This window comes from Massilia norwichensis (genome assembly GCF_024753245.1).
Classification (GTDB): domain Bacteria; phylum Pseudomonadota; class Gammaproteobacteria; order Burkholderiales; family Burkholderiaceae_D; genus Telluria; species Telluria norwichensis.
In genome coordinates, this window is the sequence record NZ_JANUGX010000039.1 from 1 (window position 1) to 23,325 (window position 23,325).

General features: G+C 62.8%; 15 protein-coding genes, 1 tRNA gene and 1 pseudogene. 5 read left to right on the forward strand and 12 right to left on the reverse strand.

All coding sequences use genetic code 11. From position 1 onward, the window contains the following. Positions 1 to 784, forward strand: a pseudogene (locus tag NX782_RS23840) (IS5 family transposase); the annotation flags it as partial. A gap of 494 nt (positions 785 to 1,278) precedes the next feature. On the opposite strand, the gene NX782_RS23845 reads toward NX782_RS23840, so the two are convergent. From NX782_RS23845 to NX782_RS23885, 9 genes are all read right to left on the reverse strand, one after another. Then, positions 1,279 to 2,991: an AIPR family protein gene (locus NX782_RS23845; RefSeq protein ID WP_258847993.1), complete on the reverse strand. Its 1,713-nt coding sequence runs from the start codon at positions 2,989 to 2,991 to the stop codon at positions 1,279 to 1,281. 167 nt (positions 2,992 to 3,158) lie between these two features. Continuing rightward, complete coding sequence (locus NX782_RS23850; RefSeq protein WP_258847994.1) at positions 3,159 to 3,746, reverse strand: hypothetical protein; 588 nt, start codon at positions 3,744 to 3,746, stop codon at positions 3,159 to 3,161. 5 nt (positions 3,747 to 3,751) lie between these two features. Then, positions 3,752 to 4,213 carry a helix-turn-helix domain-containing protein gene (locus NX782_RS23855; RefSeq protein WP_258847995.1) on the reverse strand — a complete coding sequence of 154 codons (462 nt, stop codon included), beginning with the start codon at positions 4,211 to 4,213 and terminating at the stop codon, positions 3,752 to 3,754. Beyond that, positions 4,185 to 4,715: a hypothetical protein gene (locus tag NX782_RS23860; RefSeq protein WP_258847996.1), complete on the reverse strand. Its 531-nt coding sequence runs from the start codon at positions 4,713 to 4,715 to the stop codon at positions 4,185 to 4,187. The genes NX782_RS23855 and NX782_RS23860 overlap by 29 nt, the downstream gene beginning before the upstream one ends. A gap of 491 nt (positions 4,716 to 5,206) precedes the next feature. Further along, positions 5,207 to 5,296, reverse strand: a tRNA-Ser gene (locus tag NX782_RS23865). A 123-nt stretch (positions 5,297 to 5,419) separates the two neighbouring features. After that, entirely contained in the window at positions 5,420 to 7,438 is a 2,019-nt protein-coding gene (locus NX782_RS23870; RefSeq protein WP_258847997.1) for a putative bifunctional diguanylate cyclase/phosphodiesterase, read from the reverse strand. After that, positions 7,431 to 8,609 (reverse strand): HDOD domain-containing protein, encoded by a 1,179-nt coding sequence (locus NX782_RS23875; protein WP_258847998.1) that lies wholly within the window; start codon positions 8,607 to 8,609, stop codon positions 7,431 to 7,433. The genes NX782_RS23870 and NX782_RS23875 overlap by 8 nt, the downstream gene beginning before the upstream one ends. Positions 8,610 to 8,718: 109 nt before the next feature. Further along, entirely contained in the window at positions 8,719 to 9,351 is a 633-nt protein-coding gene (locus tag NX782_RS23880; RefSeq protein ID WP_258847999.1) for a response regulator, read from the reverse strand. Then, complete coding sequence (locus tag NX782_RS23885) at positions 9,341 to 10,714, reverse strand: cache domain-containing protein (protein WP_258848000.1); 1,374 nt, start codon at positions 10,712 to 10,714, stop codon at positions 9,341 to 9,343. Before NX782_RS23885 ends, NX782_RS23880 begins: the two co-directional genes overlap by 11 nt. Positions 10,715 to 10,922: 208 nt before the next feature. On the opposite strand from NX782_RS23885, the gene NX782_RS23890 reads away from it, so the two are divergent. The 4 genes from NX782_RS23890 (at position 10,923) to NX782_RS23905 (ending at position 18,328) form a co-directional block, all read left to right on the forward strand. Continuing rightward, complete coding sequence (locus NX782_RS23890) at positions 10,923 to 12,989, forward strand: carbon starvation CstA family protein (RefSeq protein WP_258848001.1); 2,067 nt, start codon at positions 10,923 to 10,925, stop codon at positions 12,987 to 12,989. A 3-nt stretch (positions 12,990 to 12,992) separates the two neighbouring features. Next, positions 12,993 to 13,190, forward strand: a complete 198-nt coding sequence (locus NX782_RS23895; protein ID WP_258848002.1) for a YbdD/YjiX family protein — start codon at positions 12,993 to 12,995, stop codon at positions 13,188 to 13,190. A 136-nt stretch (positions 13,191 to 13,326) separates the two neighbouring features. Continuing rightward, complete coding sequence (locus NX782_RS23900) at positions 13,327 to 16,158, forward strand: hybrid sensor histidine kinase/response regulator (RefSeq protein WP_258848003.1); 2,832 nt, start codon at positions 13,327 to 13,329, stop codon at positions 16,156 to 16,158. A gap of 1 nt (position 16,159) precedes the next feature. Further along, the gene (locus tag NX782_RS23905) at positions 16,160 to 18,328 is read left to right on the forward strand and encodes a putative bifunctional diguanylate cyclase/phosphodiesterase (protein WP_258848004.1); all 2,169 of its coding nucleotides are present in this window, start codon (positions 16,160 to 16,162) and stop codon (positions 18,326 to 18,328) included. A 35-nt stretch (positions 18,329 to 18,363) separates the two neighbouring features. On the opposite strand, the gene NX782_RS23910 is transcribed toward NX782_RS23905, so the two are convergent. The 3 genes from NX782_RS23910 to NX782_RS23920 all read right to left on the reverse strand — a co-directional run bounded on the left by NX782_RS23910 (position 18,364) and on the right by NX782_RS23920 (position 23,191). Then, on the reverse strand, positions 18,364 to 20,772 hold the full coding sequence (locus NX782_RS23910) for a penicillin acylase family protein (protein ID WP_258848005.1): 2,409 nt from the start codon (positions 20,770 to 20,772) through the stop codon (positions 18,364 to 18,366). 384 nt (positions 20,773 to 21,156) lie between these two features. Then, complete coding sequence (locus NX782_RS23915) at positions 21,157 to 22,056, reverse strand: DUF2334 domain-containing protein (protein WP_258848006.1); 900 nt, start codon at positions 22,054 to 22,056, stop codon at positions 21,157 to 21,159. Then, complete coding sequence (locus NX782_RS23920; RefSeq protein ID WP_258848007.1) at positions 22,043 to 23,191, reverse strand: glycosyltransferase; 1,149 nt, start codon at positions 23,189 to 23,191, stop codon at positions 22,043 to 22,045. The genes NX782_RS23915 and NX782_RS23920 overlap by 14 nt, the downstream gene beginning before the upstream one ends. Positions 23,192 to 23,325 lie beyond the last annotated feature (134 nt).

Here is a 23,325-nt window from a genome sequence, read left to right on the forward strand (position 1 = left end):
CCAAGGAGCGCAGGGGTTATCCCACTGATGTGAGTGATCAGGAATGGAAACTCATCGAGCCATTACTGCCGGGCGCTGCTCGTACCGGACGCCCACGCAGAACAGAGCTTCGCCAGGTGATCAATGCACTTCGTTACCTGGTCCGTTCAGGCTGCGAATGGCGAATGCTGCCGAACGATTTTCCTCCCTATCAAACGGTGTACTACTGGTTCCGTCGCCTGGTACGGCGCTTCCTGTTCCGAACGATCCATGATCTGGCATTGATGCTGGACCGGATGTGCGAGCAGCGCGAAGTTGCTCCCTCGGCGGGCATCGTCGACAGCCAGTCCGTCAAGGCGCCGGGCGCTCGCGAGCGCGGCTACGATGCACACAAGAAGATCAATGGTCGCAAACGACATATCGCGGTCGATACTGACGGGCGGCTGCTAGCGGTGAATCTAACGCCCGCCGATGTCGCCGATTCAACGGGCGCGCAACTAGTGCTTGATGCCTTGGTCAAGCGTTGGCCTTGGGTCAAGCATCTGTTTGGGATGCCGCCTATGACCGGCGCACTTTGTTGGACAAGGCGGCCTATCTCGACTTCACCGTCGAAGTTGTACGTGGATTGCAGGGCCAGGACGGCTTTCAAGTACAACCGCGACGCTGGGTCGTCGAGCGGACCTTTGCGTGGCTGATGCGCTACCGCCGCCTTGTCCGAGATTATGAGCAGCGTCTCGATGTATCGGAAGCGATGATCTTCATTGCGCTCGGCTCTACATTATTGCGAAGAATGGGTTTCCGCTGAGTTATTAAACCGTCTCTAAGCTCCGCAACGAAATAATCCCATATCCCGTAATTACAACCCTTCTTCGGCATGATGCGTAATTATCTTTTCCCCGAAAAAAGACTATGGGCGATAGCTCCTCAACGTCCACGCATATTATAACTTTCCCCCAGCCTGCATCAGCACAAAAAAACAATCTTCTCGACACCGGTTTCTAGCATCACACAAGCTCATCCTAGCCAGCTCGAACAAACAGTCGAACAGTTCGATTTTCATATCCCCACACTCATCCGCCATCAAAACAACTGATGTTACAAAACATCTTTATAAAACACCGGAAGAATTACTTGGCTTTCGCCTCTGACTGGAGAGCGAGCCGATGCAATTGAGTCAATCACACGTCCGCATTCGCTCGACAGTTACATAGACGCGAAGGCCTATATCATAACAACTGACATCCCAAACCTTCGCCCCTAAACATTTCCTAATTTTTAACCAGACAGAACTAAAATATATTATTTAGATGACTCGTTTTTCAAAACTTGATCATATACAGCTTGCCTCTTTAATCTATCGTCCGATACATCCCCAAGCGCCTTGAATGCATCATAACAAGAGTTCATAATCTTTTTGCACTCCTTAGGATCATTCAAAATAACGTCAATTATCTTGCCACACCATTTTTCGATCTTTCGATCTCTTAAAGTTGGCATTTTCGAACCACCAACGCGTCGCGCGAATAAAGACATAATGTGCCACTTAAATTTTCTTGCATCGCTAGGAAGTTGTTGATTACTAAACAGTATCGCCATTCGATAATACAACAAACAACATGCATAATAAATAGCCTCGTGGTTTTCTTGGCTAAAAGCTACATCAGCAATACTGCGGTCGGAGAATATCTTCCTGGGAAAGCGGTAGGATAGATCCGGGCGTGCCAAAAATACTGCTGATAGACACCGGGCCAAAAGTTTCAAGTCAAAAACTTTGATATTTGGGACGCCTTGGCCAACATATTGGCGGTCACGCCTTTCGAAATACAGTCGATTTTCGTCGTCGTTATACGAGTTGAAATAAGTCTCAATCCTCCGAACGATGGGCTGCAGCGACAAAAACTGATCGTCATCTATTTTCGTTTGATTATTAGTCGCCCTAACTAAATCCGAGAAAACATCTTCACTATCAGTTTCGATTACCTTAATCGTGACCATTGTAGTTTCATCTAGCCGATCACGATTAAGCCAAAGCATATTAGATGTCTGACACCCATTGACAATCTGAAAATCGACGAACGTAATACTTAAGCCTTGAACTCTCACATCGGGACTAACAACAGTAATCCCGTTATTCAGGACAGGAAAACGAGATTTAGAGTCTTGACTTGAGATTGTCTCGCCAATCGCACTATTCACGGGATTCTCTGCACCAAGAAACGCTCGAACGTTTTCCTCGAAGACATGATTTCTCAAACGATTCTCGTCATCTGACAACATGTTCGTGACAAAATTTTTCGCTGGCACCACGGCGAGATATGCCTCCTCAACGCCAGAAATAGGCGGAAGTGGAGCGATTGAAAACGCGTCAATCTTTGCCTCAATTGGTGCAGTGGTTGAATTAAAAGCGCGAACTAGGCCTTCTCGGTCTAATACAACGTAATCAATTTCAGAGAAATAGCCTTCATCATTCAATTTTGCAAGCAATTCGGATTTCGCTTGTTCTATTTCTTTAGGTTTAAGATATCGCCCGGTATATGCATAACGGAGGATGAGTGATAGCTTTCCGTTGCGGATGCTCCCAGCCTTATCGACAGCTGATGAATAAATTCTTTTTGCATTCGTTTCAATTGAATCACTTGGCATGTTGTCAAAATCATGACAAAACCTATCAACAGCAGCTTGAAACTTAAGCAATTCACCTAAATCCATTGCTTCAGATGTTTTTGCCTGCGTGAGGATGAGTTTTACATTGTGATGACGTCTACCGTCACTTAACAATGCTTCGCAATCTTCTGGAGATACAACTACCTCCTCATCAATCAAAACACAACATCCATCGAGACCATCATCACCCGACCCAGAAGTTACATCTGCGAGGTCGTAGCCTTCAACTGCTTCGGGAGTAATAACACAATGATTGACCAATCTTTCGAATTGCTCCGACTCCGACATTTCTTGCAATTGATAACTTGCCACAAAATCGCGAAGCAGCCCTGCTGTAATCCTATGCATATATATCCCAACTATTATTATTCATAGTTTAGTGGAAGCCATACAAGCTTCTCTAGCTACTGTTTTGCCATACCCAAAACCGCCACAGCTTCACACTAATATATTAATCAACTGAAAAACTACCGCAAACATTGCATTAATTGATTGCTTAAACTGGCTCGATGATCTTAGGCCGAATTACTCTTGCGAACTGCCGCTTTCTTTTTGACTGGCGCAGGTTTCGGCTTAAACCCAACTGGCGGCATATCATCTTCGCGGGAGTTTTTTGCAGCCTCCCACTTCAGCAGATCTTGTGGAGCATTCTCATCAACCATCTTTGTAAAAGTAGGACTAGGCAAGAACCAAAGCCCATGCTCACTTCGACTAGTGAAGTTTGCGATTTGCTCTCTAAATGCACTATACAACATTGGATACCCAGTGCCGCGCACATACTTAAATCGCATCAAACCTTCATCACTCCCACGAAAATGCAGATAGGCAACACCTTCAATATTAAACGAATAAGGCAAAACAACTCCGTCAGATTGCTTTTCCTGACGGATAGAAAGCTTTAGTGAAAGTGTAAAATGGCGCGGATCTCCCACCTCTTCCTCTGGATAGTCGAGGTTTGAGCCAAGATCGAATGTCACATTATGAAAGTCAAACTCGAGTTGAGGAAAGACTGAATTCTCGCTTCGATTCACATAATCACGATTGACCTCAACCTCAAATCGAACAAATTCAAGACGGGAAAGAAAAATAGCTCCAGGATTCATAATTCCTAACCCCCTGCAGCTGCGAATTTTTCCGAAGAGAAATATCGAGGAACAACCTCGCTCACCGGGCGTCTTTTGAACATATCCAAACGAATTACGTTGGAGCCACCCCTCTCGTCACCTTCGGCTTCCTCAAAAAAAGTGTGAGACTCAATAACCCCATCATAAGAATAGGAGACCGATTCTTCTTTGTTCCCAACCGAAATCACAAGGGGCTCTTCCAATGCATCGGCCAGCATAAAAAGTGTATCAATTTGAATATTCTGATCACCTCGAAGAAGTCGGGAAACCGCAGCCTCCGACACTCCCATTCTTTCCGCAAGTTCTTTGTTAAGAATTTGCTTGCTACGCATCAGTCTGCGAACCTGCTGGATCGGCTCAGCTCGGCGAACGGCAGCCCACAGAGCTTTCCTTTCCGACACCTGCGCAGCAACGATCTCATTTTTTCGCAACATTTTTTTCCTCATTGAATTCAAAATTTCCACGTGATCGAAGGATTTTTTTAATTTCTTCCTCACAAGGCCCGGAGACCTCGTCTGGCGTTTGCTGGTCTTTCTTATGAAACGCCATAAGTAAAAAAATCACTTTCCGTCCGTCTCTCGCTGGATAAAAATATAACCTGTCTTTCTTATTTGGCTTTAATTCCAACAGCCGATGGGTGCCACCTTCAAACTTGAAAGTATGTGCTGGCTTACAAGCGATACCACTCTGCTCAATTGCAGCTAAGAAATTTTCTTCGCATGAGGCAGCATAAATTTCGCTTAGACAACGCAAAATTGCCGATTTCTTTTGAGAATCATCAACATATTTCGTGATCGTTTTAGGGAATCGGCCGCTGAGAAATTTGGGGTCACTAGGGATGACAACAACTTCCCATTTCTGCTTAATCGCAGAAATGAGCTGAGTCCCAGGAGGGATTTTGGCCACCAACTCATAGGCCTGTTGTTGATTGATTCGGAAGACTTTCATGGTTAAGCAGGATCTTAACATATAAGTTAAGTTGTGTCGACACTGTGCGTGACATACAACTACTCATTGTCGAGGCATCTCCGCGGTGACTGAGTGACATCAACTCGCCTACTCGGAGACAGACTGCAGTTAGGCTTCGCATGAGGAAATTTGGCCTCAAGTGAGACTGCAAGTGCATCGGCTGCTCGCTGCTCGCTACTTGCTAGTTACGTTGAGACAGAGTAGCAATACTTAACAGTACAGCAACGAATTCGGTTCGCATACCATGGCAAAACACTCTAAAGAAGTTGATTGTAGTCATTACATCACTCAGTTGGCCTCTATATACGTGCGCGTCGAACAAGTGGCATACGCGTCTTGGCGCGTCGGTCGAGATGACTCATCAACTTGCATTTGACAACTATTGCAGTTGTGCTTGTTGATGATGAGGAATTAGTTCGGAAACTACTCGTGAAACAAAAAACCGCCTCAAAGGCGGTCTTTAGCATACTTGGCGGAAGCGGTGAGATTCGAACTCACGAACGGGTTCCCCCGTCGGCAGTTTTCAAGACTGCTGCCTTCAACCACTCGGCCACGCTTCCTGGGGAACCGCATTATACATAAATCGTTGCTGGACAGGCAGGTTTGAGGCTTTCGGCTGCTCAACCGCACTTGGATTCCCGCCTTCGCGGGAATGACGGTTCAGATGCGAGGACCGGCGGTGGTTAGGCCACGAGCAGCCAATTCTCCCGCAACGCCTTCTCAAACTCATACGCCGGCAGCGGCTTCCCATACAAGTACCCCTGCACCTCATCGCACCCCGCCTGCCGCAGGAACTCCGTCTGCTCCAGCGTCTCCACGCCCTCGGCGATGACCCGATGCCCCAGCTTGCGCCCCATGCTGATGATGGTGCTGGCAATCGCACAGTCGCTCACATCCAGCGGGATGCCCATCGTGAACGAGCGGTCGATCTTGAGGGTATCGATCGGGAAGCGCTTCAGATAACTCAGCGAAGAGTACCCAGTCCCGAAGTCGTCCAAAGACAAAGCCACGCCCAGCGCACTGATGCGATCCATGATCCCGATGACGTAGTCGATATCGTGCATCAGCGTGCTCTCGGTAATCTCCAGCTCCAGCCAGGAAGCCTCGAGACGATACCGGCGAAGCGTATCCGCCACCCGTCCAGGCAGCGAGGAAGTGAACTCGCGCGCCGACACGTTCACCGCCAGCCGGAACGGCGGCAAGCCGGCCCGCTGCCAGATCGCCGCCTGCGCGCAGGCCTGCTCCAGCACCCACTCGCCCACCTGCACGATCAGGCCGGTGGTCTCGGCCAGCGGAATGAATTCGGAAGGCGGCACCATGCCGCGCTGCTGGTGCATCCAGCGCACCAGCGCTTCGGCGCCGACCAGGCGGGAGCTAGCAATTTCGAATTTCGGCTGGTAGTGCAGCAGCAGTTCGCCGTGGCCCAGCGCATGGCGCAGGCCGGTCTCGATCTGCATGCGCTGCTGCATGCCCTCGTTCATGTCGAGGCGGTAGAAGGCGACGCTGTGGTCGGGGTTCTCGACGCGCTCCTTGGCGCGCTGCATCGCGATGTCGGCCATGCGCAGCAGGGTTTCGGCATCGGCGCCGTCCTGCGGGTAGACGCTGATGCCGATGCTGGCGCCCACGCGCAGGTCGTGGCCGGCGATCTGGAATGGCGCTTCCAGCACCGCCTGCAGCTTCTGCGCCACCGTGGTCGCTTCGAAGTGCTGGCGCACGTCGAACAGGCCGATCGCGAATTCGTCGGCGGCCAGGTGCGAGACCACGTCTTCGTCGCGCAGGGTGCTGCGGAAGCGCTGGGCGACCTGGCGCAGCAGTTCGTCGCCGACGGTGCGGCCGAGGGTGCCGTTGATCAGCTTGAAGCGGTTCAGGTCGACGTAGAGCACGCAGGCCGTGCCCTCGTTGCGCTGGGCCGACATCAGGCCCTGGTCGACCAGGCGTGCGAACAGCGTGCGGTTCGGCAGGCCGGTCAGCTCCTGGTAGTAGGCCAGGTGGTGCAGGCGGTCTTCGGCCAGCTTGCGTTCGGTGATGTCGGTCAGGTAGGCGATCAGGCCGACCGGGTTGTCCTCGAGGTCGCGCAGCGGCGACAGCGACAGGCTGGCCCAGAAGATCTCGCCCGACTTCTTGCGGCGCCGGACTTCCATCATGCGCCCGCCCTGCTCGGCGAAGGCGTCAGGGAAGTCGGTGCCCTCCTCCGCTTCATCGACGTACAGGAACAGAATGTGCCGTCCCACCGCTTCCACCGCGCTGTAGCCGAACAGCTGCTCGGCGCCGCGGTTCCAGCTGGTGATGTAGCCCAGGCGGTCGGTGGTCAGCACCGATTCGTGGATCTGGTCCAGGATCTGCGACTGGTGCGCGAGCTGGGCCTCGACCTGGGCGTAGGCGTGGGTGGTGCGCTGGGCCAGGCCGTGCATCTGCAGCAGGGTCGCGGTGAGCGTGGCCAGGGCGTCCAATTGGTGCTGGTCGGCGTCGGCGAAGGCGCGGCCGCGCAGTTCATAGCGCCCCAGACTGCTGCCGTTCTGCCAGACCTGGGCCGCCAGCAGGCCGTCTTGCGCTGCGGCCGGCCCGCTGCCGGCGATGAAGGTGGCTTCGGGTACCGCCAGCAGGCCGCCGGCGATGCGTCCCAGTTCGGCATGCAGCGCGTCGCCGCGCAGCGTGAGGACTGCCTGGCAGATGGCGGCGCTGCAGGCGGCGATATCAGACATTGCGCGCCACCTGTATGGCCCAGTGATAGGCGTGCAGCTGGCACTGCCACCAGGACAGGCTGTCGAGGCCGGCCGCTTCCAGGGCCGCGCTGTCCAGGCTGGGCGTCTCGCACAGGAGCAGGCGCTGGCCCAGCAGGCCTTCGCGCGCGAGCAGGGCCGCTTCGACGTCGCCCGGCAGCTTCAGGTCGCCCAGCAGCGCGGCCATCGGCATGCGGAACAGGCGGTCGAGCAGCGAGAACACGCCGCTCATGAAGGCCAGGTCCTGTTCGTCGCGGTCGCCGCCGTCGCGCTTGCACAGTTCTTCGAGCAGGGCGCCGCGGCGGGCCGCCACCGGCAGCAGCAGGTTCGGTGGGCCGTCCGGATGCTGGCGCGCGTACAGCAGCAACTGCAGCCAGCGCTGCAACTGGCGCCGGCCGATGCGGCTGATGGCCTGGCCGATGCTGGCGATGTGGGTGCCGCTCGAGAACGCCGCCGAATTCACCAGCTTCAGCAAATGAAAGCTCAGCGCCGGGTCCTGCTTCAGCTGCGCTTCGAGTTCGCAGGAATCGGCGTCGCGCGAGAGCAGCGCCAGCATGGTCATCAGGCGCCGGCGCGTGGTGCCGTCGTCGTGCTGCTGCGGGTCCTGGGCGCTGTCGGCATCGTCGAGCGCATAGGCGCCCGAGAACCAGCCGAAGCCCGCGTTCTCGCCGGCGCGCAGGGCGTCCTGGGTGTCGACGCCGTACGCCAGGTGCGGACCGAACAGCGCCGGCAGCGAGCCGGTGGCCGGCGTGCCGTGGATGCGCAGGTTGCGCGCGACGCTGCGCAGTGCTTTCGGCTGCGGCAGGTCGGCCGGTAGCGGGCCGTCCAGCAGGACGCGGAAGCCGTCCATCTGCAGTTCGGCCAGGCGCGACGCCACGCCCTCGCCGGCCAGCGCGCCGGCGTCGACCGCCAGCACCACACGGTTCGGCGGCAGCAGTTTCAGTATCGGGGGTGTCAGGGCCGCCAGGGAGTCCAGCAGCAGGATGCAATCGAGAGGCGCCACCGCGGCCAGCAGGTCGGGCACGCCGAACATGGCCTGCAGCGTCGTCTCGTCGAAGCTGCCTTCGGGCGCACGCAGCAGCAGCGCAACCCATTCGTTCTGCGCGTTGGCCACGGAACGGATCTCAACCAACGGGAATGGGGTGGCGACCATGGAGCGGGTTAGCGTTTATGCATGATTGGTTAATTCATTAATAGTAGTGCACGGTTTATCAGAAAGCAACTGAAATGTTTCCACATGGATACACTTTGCACACGCATGCTTACGAAGCGTGCTGGACCGCGAATTTGATGAGCTCGGCCTGCCCTTCGATGCCGAGCTTGCGCTTGATGTTGAGGCGATGGGTTTCGACGGTGCGCACCGACAAATCGAGCGCGCGCGCGATCTGCTTGTTCGATTCGCCGTTGGCGAGATGGCGCAGCACTTCCTGCTCGCGCGAGGTCAGCTGGTTGTCCGGCGCGTCCGGGCGGGCCAGCTGGCGCGCCACCGGAGCGCTGTAGTAGATGCCGCCGGCCATCACGGTGTCGATCGCCAGCACAATGTCCTTGCCCGGCGCATCCTTCAGCACGTAGCCGCGCGCGCCGGCCTGCATCGCCTGGCTCACGTATTCGAGCTTGTCGTGCATGGACAGGATCAGCACGGCGATGTCCGGGTGGCTGCGGCCCAGCTGGGCGGTGGCTTCGATGCCGCCGCCGTCGCGCATGGTGATGTCCATCAGCACCAGGTCGACCTGGGCGGCATCGACGATGGCCAGGGCTTCCGGTCCGGAGCCGGCTTCGGCCACCACGCGAAAATGCGGCACCGCTTCCAGGCGCGCGCGCAGGCCGTCGCGCACCAGCGGATGGTCGTCCACCAGCATGATGCGCACAAGTGCTTGAGTCGTTTCAGTCGTCATGATTCCAATGATCCAGGTCGACGATCGCGCACACCGTGGTGCCCGCCGCCGAGGAGGTAATACGCAGCTGGCCGCCGATCGCGTCCAGCCGTTCCAGCATGTTGCGCAAGCCGATGCCGCGCTGCGGATGCTTGGCGACGTCGTCGGCATCGAAGCCGGCGCCGTCGTCGCGGATCGCCAGCGTCAGCGCGTTGCGGCGGCGTTCGAGCGCCAGCGAGATGGTCGAGGCGCCGGCGTGCCGCTCGATATTCGTCAACGCTTCCTGGGCGATGCGGAACAGGACCGTCCCCACCACCTGCGGCGGCTTGCCGACCTCGCCGGTGGTCGAGAAGGCGACCGGCATGCCGCTGTGCTGGCTGAATTCATCGGCCAGGTGCTCGAGCGCGGCAGCCAGGCCGAGGTCGTCGAGCAGGGTCGGCCGCAGGCCGTGCGAGATGCGGCGCACCTCGCCCAGCACCTTGTTGAGCTCCTCGGCGGTGCGTTCGAAGCTGGCGCGCGCCTGCTGCTGCTGGTCCTGGCTGCCGGCCAGGCGGATCACGCCGGCCTCGATCTGCAGCTTGATCGACACCAGCCACTGGCTGATGCCGTCGTGCAGGTCGCGCGACAGGCGGGCGCGCTCGCTCTCCTGCGAATCGACCACGCGCTGGGCCAGCACCTTGAGCTTGGCATCGGCGACTCGCGATTCGCTGACGTTCAGCGCCAGCCCGGAGACGCCGATCGCCAGCGCCGACAGGATCGCCAGGCCGGCGATCCACCACATCGTGGTCTCGATATTGTGCGACTGCTGGGCGTCGACCTTCTCCAGCGCGGCGTCGACGTCGTCCAGGTAGAGGCCGCTGCCCATCATCCAGCCCCAGTCGGGGATCAAGACCACGTAGCCGAGCTTGGGCGCGGCCACCCCGCTCGAGGGCTTGGCCCAGTTGTAGCGCACCAGTCCCCCGCCCCGCTTCGCCACCGCGATCAGGTTTTGGATGGTCGGCGCGCCGAACTGGTCGCGCATGTTCCACAGGTTGCGCCCGACCAGCTCCGGCTGGCGCGGGTGCATCAGGTTGCGGCCTTCCATGTCATAGACAAAGAAGTAGCCGTCGTTGCCGAAGCTGAGCGAGGCCAGCACGCGCTTGGCCTCTTCCAGCGTGGCCGGGTCCTTGCGCCCGGAACTGGTGAGGTGGGCGATCGCGTGCGAGGCCAGCTCCACGTAATGCTGCAGCTCGGCCTGCTTGGTGGCTTGCCAGGCCTGCTGGATGGTGGCGCGCTGCTGCTCGGCCAGGGTGACTGCCTGCTGCCGGATGAACAGCGCGATCGCGCACAGGGCCACGATCAGCGGGGCGATCGCGAGAAAAATGAACTTCTGCCTTAACTTCATTCCGTGCGCATGGATTTCGTCGTAACATGAAATTGTACGCCCGATCGCCGATCCGAGCTGAAGCCGGTTGCTCTACGTAGTCCCACGTAGATGGCTGCGTAATCATGCGCTTGTGATGGACAAAGGCGTGCAAGATACTCACCGGTAGCTTGCCAGTAATGTAAGCAAGAACAGCACTGACATAAAAGCTTCACTTGGAGGAGTCACCATGAATCGTCTTACAAGCCGGCTGGGTTGGGCCGCGCTTTCGCTGGTGGGCGCGATTGCGCTCGCCTACGTCGCGTTGAACCGCGGCGAATCCATCAACGCAGTCTGGATCGTGGTTGCCGCCGTGTGCGTCTACCTGATCGCCTACCGCTTCTATAGTCTGTACATCGCCGACAAGGTCATGGGCCTGGACGCCCGCCGCCAGACCCCGGCCTACAAATTCAACGACGGCCTCGACTTCGTGCCGACCAACCGCTACGTGCTGTTCGGCCACCACTTCGCCGCGATCGCCGGCGCCGGCCCGCTGGTCGGCCCGGTGCTGGCCGCGCAGATGGGCTATCTGCCGGGCATGCTGTGGATCCTGGCCGGCGTCGTGTTCGCCGGCGCCGTGCAGGACTTCATGGTGCTGTTCATGTCGATGCGCCGCGACGGCCGCTCGCTGGGCGACCTGATCAAGTCCGAAATGGGCGAGATCCCGGGCGTGATCGCGCTGTTCGGCACCTTCATGATCATGGTGATCATCCTGGCCGTGCTGGCGCTGATCGTCGTGAAGGCGCTCACCGGTTCGCCGTGGGGCTCGTTCACCGTCATGGCCACCATCCCGATCGCGCTGTTCATGGGCGTCTATTCGCGCTACATCCGCGTCGGCCGCATCGGCGAAGTCTCGCTGATCGGTTTCGTGCTGCTGATGCTGGCGATTATCGGCGGCCAGTGGGTGCACGATTCGCCCACCCTGGCCCCGATGTTCACCTTCACCGGCACCCAGCTGACCTGGATGCTGATCGGTTACGGCTTCGTCGCTTCCGTGATTCCGGTGTGGCTGCTGCTGGCGCCGCGCGATTACCTGTCGACCTTCCTCAAGATCGGCACCATCGTCGCCCTGGCGCTGGGCATCGTGTTCGTCGCCCCGATGCTGCAGATGCCGGCGCTGACCCGCTTCATCGACGGCACCGGCCCGGCCTGGTCCGGCAAGCTGTTCCCCTTCCTCTTCATCACCATCGCCTGCGGCGCCGTGTCCGGCTTCCACGCGCTGATCTCCTCGGGCACCACGCCGAAGATGATCGAGAACGAAAAACATGCCCGCTTCATCGGCTACGGCGGCATGCTGATGGAATCCTTCGTGGCCATCATGGCGCTGGTCGCCGCCTCGACCATCGATCCGGGCGTCTACTTCGCGATGAACAGCCCGGCCGCGCTGGTCGGCACCACCGCGCAGACCGCGGCCGCCGCGGTATCGAATCTCGGCTTCGTGATCACCCCCGAGATGCTGACCCAGATGGCGAAGGACGTCGGCGAGAACACCATCATCTCGCGCGCCGGCGGCGCCCCGACCCTGGCGGTCGGCATGGCCCACATCCTGTCGAACGTCATCGGCGGCAAGGCGATGATGGCCTTCTGGTACCACTTCGCGATCCTGTTCGAAGCCCTGTTCATCCTGACCGCCGTCGATGCGGGCACCCGCGCCGGCCGCTTCATGCTGCAGGACCTGCTGGGCGCCTTCGTGCCGTCCTTCAAGCGCACCGAGTCGCTGCCGGCCAACCTGATCGCCACCGGCCTGTGCGTGGCGGCCTGGGGCTACTTCCTGTACCAGGGCGTGGTCGACCCGCTGGGCGGCATCAACACCCTGTGGCCGCTGTTCGGCATCGCCAACCAGATGCTGGCCGGTATCGCGCTGACCCTGGGCACCGTCGTGCTGTTCAAGATGAAGCGCGGTAAGTACGGCTGGGTCACCATCGTGCCGACCATCTGGCTGCTGATCTGCACCCTGACCGCCGGCTGGCAGAAGATCTTCGACCCGAACGTCAAGGTCGGCTTCCTGGCCCACGCCAGCAAATTCCAGGCGGCCCTCGACCAGGGCCAGGTGCTGGCGCCGGCCAAGAGCCTCGACCAGATGAGCCGCGTGATCTTCAACGACTACGTCGACGCCACGCTGTGCGGCTTCTTCATGTTCGTGGTGGTGGCCGTGCTGTTCTACGGCATCCGTACCGCCATGCGGGCCAACAAGGAAGCCCGTCCGAGCGCCAAGGAAACCCCATACGTGCCGGTCGAACCGGCGGTCGAGGCTTAAATCATGTTCAGCACGCTCGCACAGGCTGGCAAATACCTCGGGCAAAGCATGCGCCTGATGGTCGGCCTGCCGGAATACGACACCTATGTGGCGCACATGGAAAAGACCCACCCCGGTCAGCCCATGATGAGCTACGAGGAGTTTTTCCGCGAGCGCCAGCAGGCCAAGTACGGCAACGGCAAGAGCGGCGGCTGCTGCTGACGCTTCGCAGCCTCGTTATTGAAGGGACGCATTCGTGCGTCCCTTTTTACTTTGATGCACCACAAATGCGGCAAACAAACGCTCCCCTATAGTCCCTTCTTGCGGGAAAGTTATTTCCCTATGGATTTCCCCGACTATGCCGACATTCGAGCGTTCCAGCCTCAGCTACAAACTGACGACCATGTGCCTGCTGTCGGCGGCCAGCGCGCTGCTGATCGCGTTCCTCGCGTTCGCGCTGGCCTCGGTGGCCGAGCACCGCCGCAACGAAGCCGCCGGGCTGAATGCGCTGGCCCTGGTACTGGCCCGCAGCAGCCAGGATGCACTGCAGTTCAACGACCGCAAGCTCGCCAGCCAGATCCTGTCGGCAGCCTCGGCGCGGCCGGCGCTGGTCGGGGCCGTGCTGTACGATCGCAAGGGCCGTCCCTTCGCCGCCTGGCGCATGGAAGGGAGCGAGAGCGTCCAGCTCGACAGCATGCCCGACCTTGGCCAGGAAGCACTCGATGAAGCGACGCGCGCCGCCAGCCAGCCCTGGCTGCCGAGCATGCGGGTCTACCGCCAGGTCGGACCGGACGGCGGCGACACACCGGCCGGCGTCATCATGGTCGAAGCCGACCAGCGGCCGGTCTGGCTGCGCCTGGCGCGGGCGATGGGCGTGATGGCCGGGGCGCTGGCGATCGGCATGCTGGTGTCGTGGATCCTGGCGCGGCGCATCCGGCGCAGCATCGCCGATCCGATCGCCAAGCTGATCAACACTGCGCAGAAGGTCGCCGCCAGCCAGAACTACACGCTGCGCATCGCCCACCAGCGCAACGACGAGCTGGGCGCGCTGATCGACAGCTTCAACAATATGCTGGCCCAGGTCGAGGGCCGCGGCCAGGCCCTCACCCACCACCGCGACGAGCTGGAACGCCAGGTCTCGGTGCGCACCGAGCAGCTGGAAAAGGCCAAGAACGCCGCCGAAGCCGCCAGCCGCGCGAAGAGCGCCTTCCTGGCCACCATGAGCCACGAGATACGCACCCCGATGAACGGCGTGCTGGGCATGGCCGAGATGCTGCTCGGGACCGAACTGACCGAGACCCAGCGCAACTACACTCAGCTGGTCAAGCAGTCGGGCGAGCACCTGCTGGTGATCATCAACGACATCCTGGATTTCTCGAAGATCGAGGCCGGCAAGCTCACCGTCGAGTACATCAACTTCAACCTGTGGGACCTGCTCGACGACATCCACACCGTCTACACGCCGCAGGCCGAGGCCAAGGGCATCGCCATGCACTTCGATATCGCCAACGACATCCCGGTGGCGATCTGCGGCGACCCGAACCGCCTGCGCCAGATCATGGCCAACCTGCTCGGCAACGCGATCAAGTTCACCAACGATGGGCGGATCCTGGCGCGCGTACGCATCGCCAGCGAGGACAACCAGGCGGTGATGCTGCGCTTCGAGGTGCACGACACCGGCATCGGCATCTCGCGCGAAGCCCGTGGCCGCATCTTCGAAGCCTTCTCGCAGGCGGACGACTCGACCACCCGCAAGTTCGGCGGCACCGGGCTCGGTCTGGCCATTTCGAAGCAGCTGGTCGAGCTGATGGGTGGCTCCATCGGGGTCGACAACGCCCGGTCGCAAGGCTCGATCTTCTGGTTCACGGTGGCGTTCGACAAGCGCCGCGTCGATCCGGATGCGCCGGGCGACCACCAGCACACCATCGACGGCCTGCGCGTGCTGGTGGTCGACGAGAACGATGCGAGCCGCATCGGCCTGGAGCGCCACCTGGCGGCCTGGCGCATCGAATGCGACGGCGCCGACAGCGCCGTCGAAGCGCTCGAGCGCCTGCAGGAAGCGGCGCGCGCCGGCACGCCCTACGACGCCGCGGTTCTCGACATGGAGCTCGAACAGGCCAGCGGTCTGCTGCTGGCGGCGTCCATCAAGAGTGAGGCCGCGACCCGTGCCACGCGCCTGATCCTGCTGAGTCCCGAAAAGCTGGCGGCCGACCCGGTGCAGCGCCGCGAGGCCGGCGTCGCCTACCAGCTGATCAAGCCGGCGCGTGCGGCCGACCTGTTCGCCTGCCTGGCGACCCGTCCGCGCGGCCAGGTGGCGCCGGCGCCGCGCTTCGTGCCGCCCAACCCGCTGCCCCCGGAGTCCGGCCGGCCGCGCGCCCGCCGCGTGCTGCTGGCCGAGGACAACCCGGTCAACATCGAAGTCGCGCGCGCCATGCTGGAGAGCCTGGAGCTGCGCGTGGACTGCGCCCGCAACGGCGAGGAAGCCCTGAACGCGGTGCGCACCGGCACCGGCGCCGGTCCCTACGACTGCGTGCTGATGGATTGCCAGATGCCGGTGATGGACGGCTTCGCCGCCACTGCCGCAATCCGCCGCGAGGAGCGCGAGGCCGGGCGCGGACGGGTGCTGCCGATCATCGCCATCACCGCCAACGCGCTGCAGGGCGACCGCGAAGCCTGCCTCGCCGCCGGCATGGACGACTACCTGTCGAAGCCCTTCAGCCAGCAGGAACTGGCGGCCGTGATCGGGCGCTGGATGGCGCTGCCGCTGGCGGCCACCGTGCACCACGACGACGAGCCGCCGCGCCTGCCGCGCGAATCGGTCGAGGTGATCCAGCGCGACGTCATCAACCGCAGCGCGCTCGAAAAGATCCGCATGCTGTCGCGCGAGCGCGGCGACGCCCTGGTGCAGAAGGTGATCAACGCCTATGTGGACGACACCCCGCAGCAGCTCTCCACGCTGCGCCTCGCCATCGACGACATGGCGACCGGCGACGTGCGGCGCATCGCCCATACGCTGAAATCCGCCAGCGCCAACGTCGGCGCAGACGCCCTCGCCGCCCTGTGCAAGGAAATGGAGCACCTCGGCCGCGCCGATACCACCGAAGGCGCAGATTCCCTCCTGACCCACATGGAACAGGAATTCGAGGCGGTGCGCGGCTCGCTCACCGCCCTCCTTGAGAAGGAAACCTGACATGCCAGCCCCCAGCTCCAACAAATGCGCGAACCGGCGCGGAGTCGTCCTGGTTGCCGACGACGATCCGGTGATGCGCCTCCTGATGCTCGAGATGCTGGAGGGCGTCAATCTCGATGCCATCGAGGCCGAGGACGGCATGCAGGCCGTGAAATACGCCAGCGACTACGCGCCCGACCTGATCCTGATGGACGTCGAGATGCCGCGCATGGACGGCTTCGCCGCCTGCCGGGCGATCCGCGATTCGGAAAACGGCGCCACCGTGCCGATCGTGATGGTCACCGGCGGCGACGACCTCGAAGCCGTCACCAACGCCTACGAGGCGGGCGCCACCGACTTCGTCTCCAAGCCGATCAACTGGCCCATCCTCGGACACCGCGTGCTGTACGTGCTGCGCGCCAGCGACGCCATCGTGCGCCTGCGCATCGCCGATGCCCAGAACCGCGCGGTGCTGGCGGCGATCCCGGACACCTTCTTCCGCATGAACGGCGCCGGCGTCTACCTCGACTATGAGCCCGGGCGCGAGCACCCCGGCCGCGAACGGCGCGGCGCGCGCGAAGCCGTCGCCGTCGACGAATGCGTGGGCAAGCACGTCAGCGAGGTACTGCCGCGCGATATCGCCGAGCGCATGCTGGAGCAGGTCGAGGTCGCCCTGCGCATCCAGCAGGTGCGCTCGGTCGAATATGAACTGATCCGCTTCGGCCAGCCCCAGCACTTCGAGGCGCGCCTGGTCGCCACCGGCGCTAACGAAGTGCTGGGCCTGGTGCGCGACATCAGCGAGCGCAAACGCGCCGAAGAGCAGATCCGGCGCCTGGCTTATTGCGACAGCTTGACCGGCATCCCGAACCGCCAGGCCTTCCTGGAGATGCTGGAGCGCGAGCTGCAGCGTTCGAAGATCGGCAACAAGAAGTTCGCCGTGCTGTTCATGGACCTGGATGCCTTCAAGCGCATCAACGACACGCTCGGCCACAATGTCGGCGACCAGCTGCTGCAGCAGGTCTCGGACCGCCTGCGCGACACCATCCGCCCCAGCGACCTGCTGTCGCGCGGCGACTCGATCACGCGCGACTTCGAAGCGCGCCCGGACACCAATCTGGCCAGGCTGGGTGGCGACGAGTTCACGATCCTGATCCCCGACCTGGACCGGGTCGAGCACGCGCTCAACGTCGCCCACCGCGTGAAGGATGCGATGCGCCGTCCCTTCATCATCGAGGGCAACGAGATCTTCGTGACCGCCTCGATCGGCATCTCGCTGTTCCCGGAAGACGGCGACGACTGCACCTCGCTGTTGAAATTCGCCGATACCGCGATGTACCACGCGAAGAACTGCGGCAAGAACAACGCCAAGCTCTACTCGTCTTCGCTGACGATGCAGATCATGAGCCACGTGAAGCTGGAAGTCGGCCTGCGCAAGGCGCTGCAGAACGACGAGCTTTACCTGCTCTACCAGCCGCAGCTCGACGTGCGCTCGTCCGAGATCGTCGGCGTCGAAGCCTTGGTGCGCTGGCGCCATGCCGAGCGCGGCGTGATCTCGCCCACCGAGTTCATCCCGCTGGCCGAGGAGACCGGCCTGATCGTCCCGATCGGCGAATGGGTGCTGCGCACCGCCTGCAGCCAGGCACGCGCGTGGCAGAAGCTGACCCGGCGTCCGGTGCGCATGGCGGTGAACCTGTCGGCCAAGCAGTTCAAGGACGAGAACCTGAGCCAGATCGTGCTGTCCGCCCTGCACGACACCGGCCTCGATCCGCGCCTGCTCGAACTCGAGCTGACCGAGGGCACGCTGATGGACGACGCCAAGGCCACGCTGGCCACGCTGGAACAGCTGCGCGGCATCGGCGTCTACCTGTCGATCGACGACTTCGGCACCGGCTACTCGTCGATGAATTATCTGAAGCGCTTCGACGTGCGGGCCTTGAAGATCGACCGCAGCTTCATCAGCGGGCTGCCGCAGGATTCCGAAAACGCCGCGATCACGCGCGCCATCATCGCGATGGCGCACGGACTCAAGATGGTGGTGGTGGCCGAGGGCGTCGAGACCGGCGAGCAGCTGGTGCTGCTGGAAGAATACGGCTGCGACCTGGTGCAGGGCTTCTACCTGGGCCGTCCGGCGCCGGCCGATGCCGTCACCGGGATGCTGCAGTCGCTGTGGGTGCCCGAAGCAGCGAAGTGACGCAAGGTGGGCTCCCCGAGCCCACGCGGGCGCCGCTACCGTGAAAACAAGAGCGTATGTTGGGCCGGCCCCGGCAGCAGCGGGGTCGGCTTCCCGCGCACCCAGTCCGCATGCCCGCCCAGGAACCAGGGCGACAGCGGATGCCCGCTCTGCCCGCCGGGCATGTCGAACAGCCCCTCTTCTTCCCGCCCCGGCGACACCGTCAGGCGCTCCGACTGGCCGAACTTCGGCCCTGCCACGCGGGGCATGTTGGCGTCGCCCGGCAGCTGGTCGGGCGGCGCGCCCAGCCAACGCTTCAGGAAAGGCAGCGCCATGCTGATCGGATGCGCGATCGCCGCCGTGTTGCGCGCGCCCCAGGTGGCCCGGGCCAGCGGCGTGCCGTCCTTGGTGACATCGCGGATCGTGCGGTCGACCGCGGCCAGTTGCAGATCCTGCCAGCTGGCGTAGCCGGACGGCAGCCAGGCCGCCGGGCGCTCGTCCAGCAGGCGCGCCAGCACGGCCGACCAGCGCGAGCTGGCGCTTTGCATGCTGGCCTTCGGATCGAGCCTGGCCATCTCGGCATTCGCGCCGGCGAACACCAGCTCGTACAACGACCAGCGGAACTGCTGCGCCAGGCGGTAGCCGACCGAGCCAGTGCTGGCATGGCCATCCCAGCTTTCCTTCAGCAGGCGGCGGAACTCCGCACGCTCCGGATGGCCGGCGACGGCCGCGTCGTCGAGCGCCGCCAGGGCGCGCTCGCGCCACTCCTGCACGAACAGCGCGCGATCGTCGAGCGCCGCGCGGAAGGTGGCCGGCACGTCGGTCTTGTCGCCCAGGCTGCGCACGCCCTCGCCCAGCTGGCGCGCACGCGCGCCGAGGTCGAAGCCGCCGTCGCCGAGCACTTGCGCGTTCGGTCCGGCCAGCTGGCGGTTGTTGGCGGTCACCAGCTGCCCACCCGGCGGATTCACCACATGCGGATAGTCGGCCGGCGCCAGCACGCCGTCCCAGGCCGGGACAGTGCCGCTCGCGTCCAGCGGGAAGGACACGGCCAGCCCGCGTCCGGCCGCGGGACGGTGCGGCAGGATGCCGGCGACGGTCCAGCCGATATTGCCGCGCTCGTCGCCGATCAGGATGTTCTGCGCCGGGATACCGTCGACGGCCGCCACCGCCATCGCGTCGTCCAGCGTGGTCGCGGTTTCCATGCGCAGGTGTTCGAGGTTGACCGCCTGCGGCGCATGCGCGATCCAGTGGATCGCATAGAGTTCGCCGCCGGCTTCGCGGATCGGTCCCAGGCTGGTCTCGCGCACGAGCACGCGTTCGGCCGGCTGGCCTTTCACCAAAATCGTCTCGACCTTTTCCAGCGGCGTCTCCCAGCCGGCCGGCGTCCGCACCTGCCCGGCGCGTGCGCGGTCGGTGCCCAGGCGGACCAGGTCGAGCGTGTCGGCATAGCTGTTGGTGAAGGCCCAGGCCACATGACCATTGCTGCCGACGATCACCAGCGGCGGCGCGCCCGGCAGGCTCACGCCGACCACGCGCCGCTGCCCGCCTTGCGCGTCGGGAAAGCGCAGCGCCAGCCGGTACCAGGTATTCGGCAGCTGCAGGCCGAGGTGCATGTCGTCCGAGACGATCGCCACCCCGCTGGCGGTGCGCGTGCCGGCCACCGCATAGTTGTTGCTGCCGACCGCGTCGGTGAAATCGATGCCGGCCACCTGGCGCGCCGGCAGCGCATCCTTGCGGTGCCACCATGCGGGCGGCGCGGCGGGCACGGCCGCCGCGGCCACATCCACGCCGGGGGCGTCGAGCGGCGCATCCCAGCGGCTGGCTTCGGGCATCAGGAAGGCGCGCTGCTCAGGCGTGGTGTGGCTTGCCAGCCAGCCGCGCGCCAGGTCGCGTGCCTCCTGGTTGCCCTGCAAATCGATGTACATGGCCCACACCGTCAGCAGCGAATCGGCCGCGGTCCAGGGCCGCGGTCTGGCGCCGGTCAACGCGTATTCGAAAGGCCGTGCGCCGAGCGCGTTCAGGCCGTCGTTGACGCCGGCGGCATAGCGCTCGACGAAGCGGCGCTGCTCCGGGCTCAGGCGCGCCAGCGCCTCGAGCGCACGGGCGCGGAAGCGGTGCAGGCGATGCGCGCGGTCGAGCGGCAGCGCCTTCGGCCCGAACAGCTCGGCCAGCTCGCCGGCGGCGCTGCGGCGCAGCAGGTCCATCTGGAAGAAGCGCTCCTGGGCGTGCACGTAGCCGGTGGCATAGGCCAGGTCGATCCGGTCGGCGCCGCTGATCGTCGGCACGCCGTTGGCGTCGCGCGTGACGGTCACGGAACCGCTCAGCTGCGGCGACACGACCTTGCCGTCGAGCTGCGCCAGGCTGGCACGCAGGAACAGCCAGACACCCAGCATGGCCAGCAACACCAGGGCCAGGATCAGCAGCAGCGTACGCCGTCCCCAGATCAGCCATGCCCGTCGCGCCATCGTCGTCTCCATGAGGGAAAACGGGCATCTTGCCAGAAATCTTCGAGCTCAGCGAGCCTGCACGACGCTGCACGACCCGGCCTCACGCGTACGATTGCACGAATCCGGGCACGTCCGGGCCGCCTGCGCTATGCTTGACCCAAGGCGCATAGCGCCGTCGACCTGGAGGCCATATGTCCTTCCTTTCATTTCGCTTGCCGTCCCCTGCCGCTACTGGCGCCCTGCTGTGCCTGGCGCTGGCGACGAGCGCCTGCAGCACGCCGCAGGAACGCGCCGCGCAAAAGCAGGCCGAGATGGCCAGTCTCATGCAAATCTACGGTCCCGCCTGTTCGCGGCTGGGCTATGCCGTCGATTCCGATCCCTGGCGCAGCTGCATCCTGAGCCTCAGCACGAAAGACGACCTGCAGCGCTATGGGCCGGGCCCCGGCTGGGGTCCGGGCTACTGGGGTGGCGGCTATTGGGGTCGCCACCGTTGGTAAGCGTGCCGGCGCCGGTACCGGCTTCCTTGCCGGACAGGCGCCTCGCGCACTCGGCCTTGGTCACAGCGCTGCGCTGCGCCAGCAGGCGTTCGAGCACGCGCTGGGTATGCCGTACCAGCTCGGGATAGCGAGCATCCGGCGGATGCAGACTGAAGCGCACCAGTGGAGAGTCCTTCAGCATCGCGGCGGTGGCGTCGGCCACCTTCGGCGACAGCCAGCGGCCGCTGCGGTTGCGCGCCGCGTACACCATCGACGGCGATTTCACGCGTTCGATACTGCCTGGCCCGCCGCGCAGGAGGTGGAAGTGGCTGAACGTGGTCGTGTAGTCGAAAGGCGACTCGCGCAGGGCCTGCCAGGCGCCCTCGCCCAGCAGCCAGGCCGGCGGGATGAAGCCGGTCGGCGTCCAGCCGCGCGCGCCGAACCATTCCAGGCCGAGCGCGAGCCGGCGCCGCGCCTCAATCAGGCTGAGCGCCGCGAACTCGCCTTCGCGCCGCGTGTAGACGTTGCGCAGGAAGCGCGCGCGCAGGCCGCCGCCGTTCGCTTCGGTGTCGAGGTGGCTGTAGCCGTGCAGCGCGAGTTCGTCGCCGTGTGCCATGGCCGCGTCGAGTCCGGCCTCCATCGCCACCGAGCGCTCGGGACGGAAATGGTAGTGCGGCACCACCAGCCAGGTCAGCGGGATGTCGGCGACCGCGCGGATCGCCTGCACCAGGCGCAGACAGTCGGGCCAGGTGGCCGGCGCGACGTCGTGGATCGACACGCACAGCATGCGTGGCTGGGTGTCCAGGCGCGGCTCAGTCGGTGACACAGATGCCCTCCGGCGCACGCGGCATCGGCTGGTAGCCGCCCAGCAGGCTGTCGTAGCGGCCCAGCACCTGCGGCAGGATCTCGTTCCAGTCGTAACGCTCGGCGGCCTTGCGGCGCGCCGCCGCGCCCATGCGCACCATGTCGCGGTAGTAGATCGCCTCGATCGCGCCGGCCAGGCTGTCGACATTGTTCGGCTCGGCCAGGATGCCGGTCTCGCGGTCGACCAGCTCGGCCACGCCGCCGCCGTTGGTGCCGACGATGGGCAGGCCGCAGGCCATCGCTTCCAGCACGATCAGGCCGAAGGTCTCGCAATCGCCAGGATGGACCAGCAGGTCGCAGCTGGCCAGCAGGCGCGCGAGCTGGCGCTGGTCGCGCTCGAAGGGCACGACGGTGATGTTGGGCGCGCGCGGCAGCTCCGCGCCAGGGCCGCCGCCGCCGACCAGGATCAGGTGGTAGCGCGAACCCAGCTTGCGCACCGCCTCGACCAGCACGGGCAGCTTTTTCTCGGCGGTGAAGCGGCCGGCGTAGATCAGCAGGCGGGTATCGGGGTCGAGGCCGAGGTGCTCGCGCAGGGTTTCGTCGCCACGGCCCGGATGGAAGATGCGCGAATCGATGCCCAGCGGCTGGTGCACGGCGCCGCGCACGCCCATCTCCTCGAGCTGCTCGACCATCACGCGGCTGGGCGCCAGCACCAGGTCGAACTGGCGATACAGGTTGGCCAGGTAGTGGCAGGTGCCGCGTGCGATCCAGCGGCCCAGGCGCGGCTGCACCAGACGCGGCAGGTCGGAATGGTAGAAGGCGATGGCCGGCACCTTGTAGCGCTTGCGCATGCGCAGCGCGGCCCAGGCGCAGTGGCCGGCATCGCCCGCCTCGACCAGGTCGGGGCTGGCTGCTTCGAGCAGGCGCACCGGCCCCGAGACCGACAGCGGCATGCGATAGCCATGGAAGCCGGGCAACCCGGCGGCGGGAATGCGGACCAGCGCCGGCACGGCGTCGTCGCAGGTTTCGACGTTGGGGCTGAGGATGGTGTGCTGAACATGGCTGCGGCGTGCCAGCCATTGCGCCTTGGCATTCAGATAGGTGCTGACGCCGCCGCCTTCGGCCGCGTAAAACATCGTGATGTCGACAAGGTGCATGCTCGATTCCGGTCAAACTACGGTCGAATGAGGCCCACGATAGCAGCGGACCTGGTATGCAGTTTGCGTACCATCAACCGTGAACCGTGAACCGCTACCGCAAGGAATTCCGCAGGCTCATCGAGTAAAGGCGG

Excerpts from the sequence above, each read along its gene's own strand:
- NX782_RS23920 (WP_258848007.1), bottom strand. The coding sequence starts at position 23,191 with ATGCACCTTGTCGACATCACGATGTTTTACGCGGCCGAAGGCGGCGGC.
- NX782_RS23880 (WP_258847999.1), bottom strand. The coding sequence starts at position 9,351 with ATGACGACTGAAACGACTCAAGCACTTGTGCGCATCATGCTGGTGGAC.
- NX782_RS23890 (WP_258848001.1), top strand. The coding sequence starts at position 10,923 with ATGAATCGTCTTACAAGCCGGCTGGGTTGGGCCGCGCTTTCGCTGGTG.
- NX782_RS23855 (WP_258847995.1), bottom strand. The coding sequence starts at position 4,213 with ATGAGGAAAAAAATGTTGCGAAAAAATGAGATCGTTGCTGCGCAGGTG.
- NX782_RS23905 (WP_258848004.1), top strand. The coding sequence starts at position 16,160 with ATGCCAGCCCCCAGCTCCAACAAATGCGCGAACCGGCGCGGAGTCGTC.
- NX782_RS23860 (WP_258847996.1), bottom strand. The coding sequence starts at position 4,715 with ATGAAAGTCTTCCGAATCAATCAACAACAGGCCTATGAGTTGGTGGCC.
- NX782_RS23910 (WP_258848005.1), bottom strand. The coding sequence starts at position 20,772 with ATGGCGCGACGGGCATGGCTGATCTGGGGACGGCGTACGCTGCTGCTG.
- NX782_RS23900 (WP_258848003.1), top strand. The coding sequence starts at position 13,327 with ATGCCGACATTCGAGCGTTCCAGCCTCAGCTACAAACTGACGACCATG.
- NX782_RS23870 (WP_258847997.1), bottom strand. The coding sequence starts at position 7,438 with ATGTCTGATATCGCCGCCTGCAGCGCCGCCATCTGCCAGGCAGTCCTC.
- NX782_RS23850 (WP_258847994.1), bottom strand. The coding sequence starts at position 3,746 with ATGAATCCTGGAGCTATTTTTCTTTCCCGTCTTGAATTTGTTCGATTT.
- NX782_RS23885 (WP_258848000.1), bottom strand. The coding sequence starts at position 10,714 with ATGAAGTTAAGGCAGAAGTTCATTTTTCTCGCGATCGCCCCGCTGATC.
- NX782_RS23845 (WP_258847993.1), bottom strand. The coding sequence starts at position 2,991 with ATGCATAGGATTACAGCAGGGCTGCTTCGCGATTTTGTGGCAAGTTAT.
- NX782_RS23895 (WP_258848002.1), top strand. The coding sequence starts at position 12,993 with ATGTTCAGCACGCTCGCACAGGCTGGCAAATACCTCGGGCAAAGCATG.
- NX782_RS23875 (WP_258847998.1), bottom strand. The coding sequence starts at position 8,609 with ATGGTCGCCACCCCATTCCCGTTGGTTGAGATCCGTTCCGTGGCCAAC.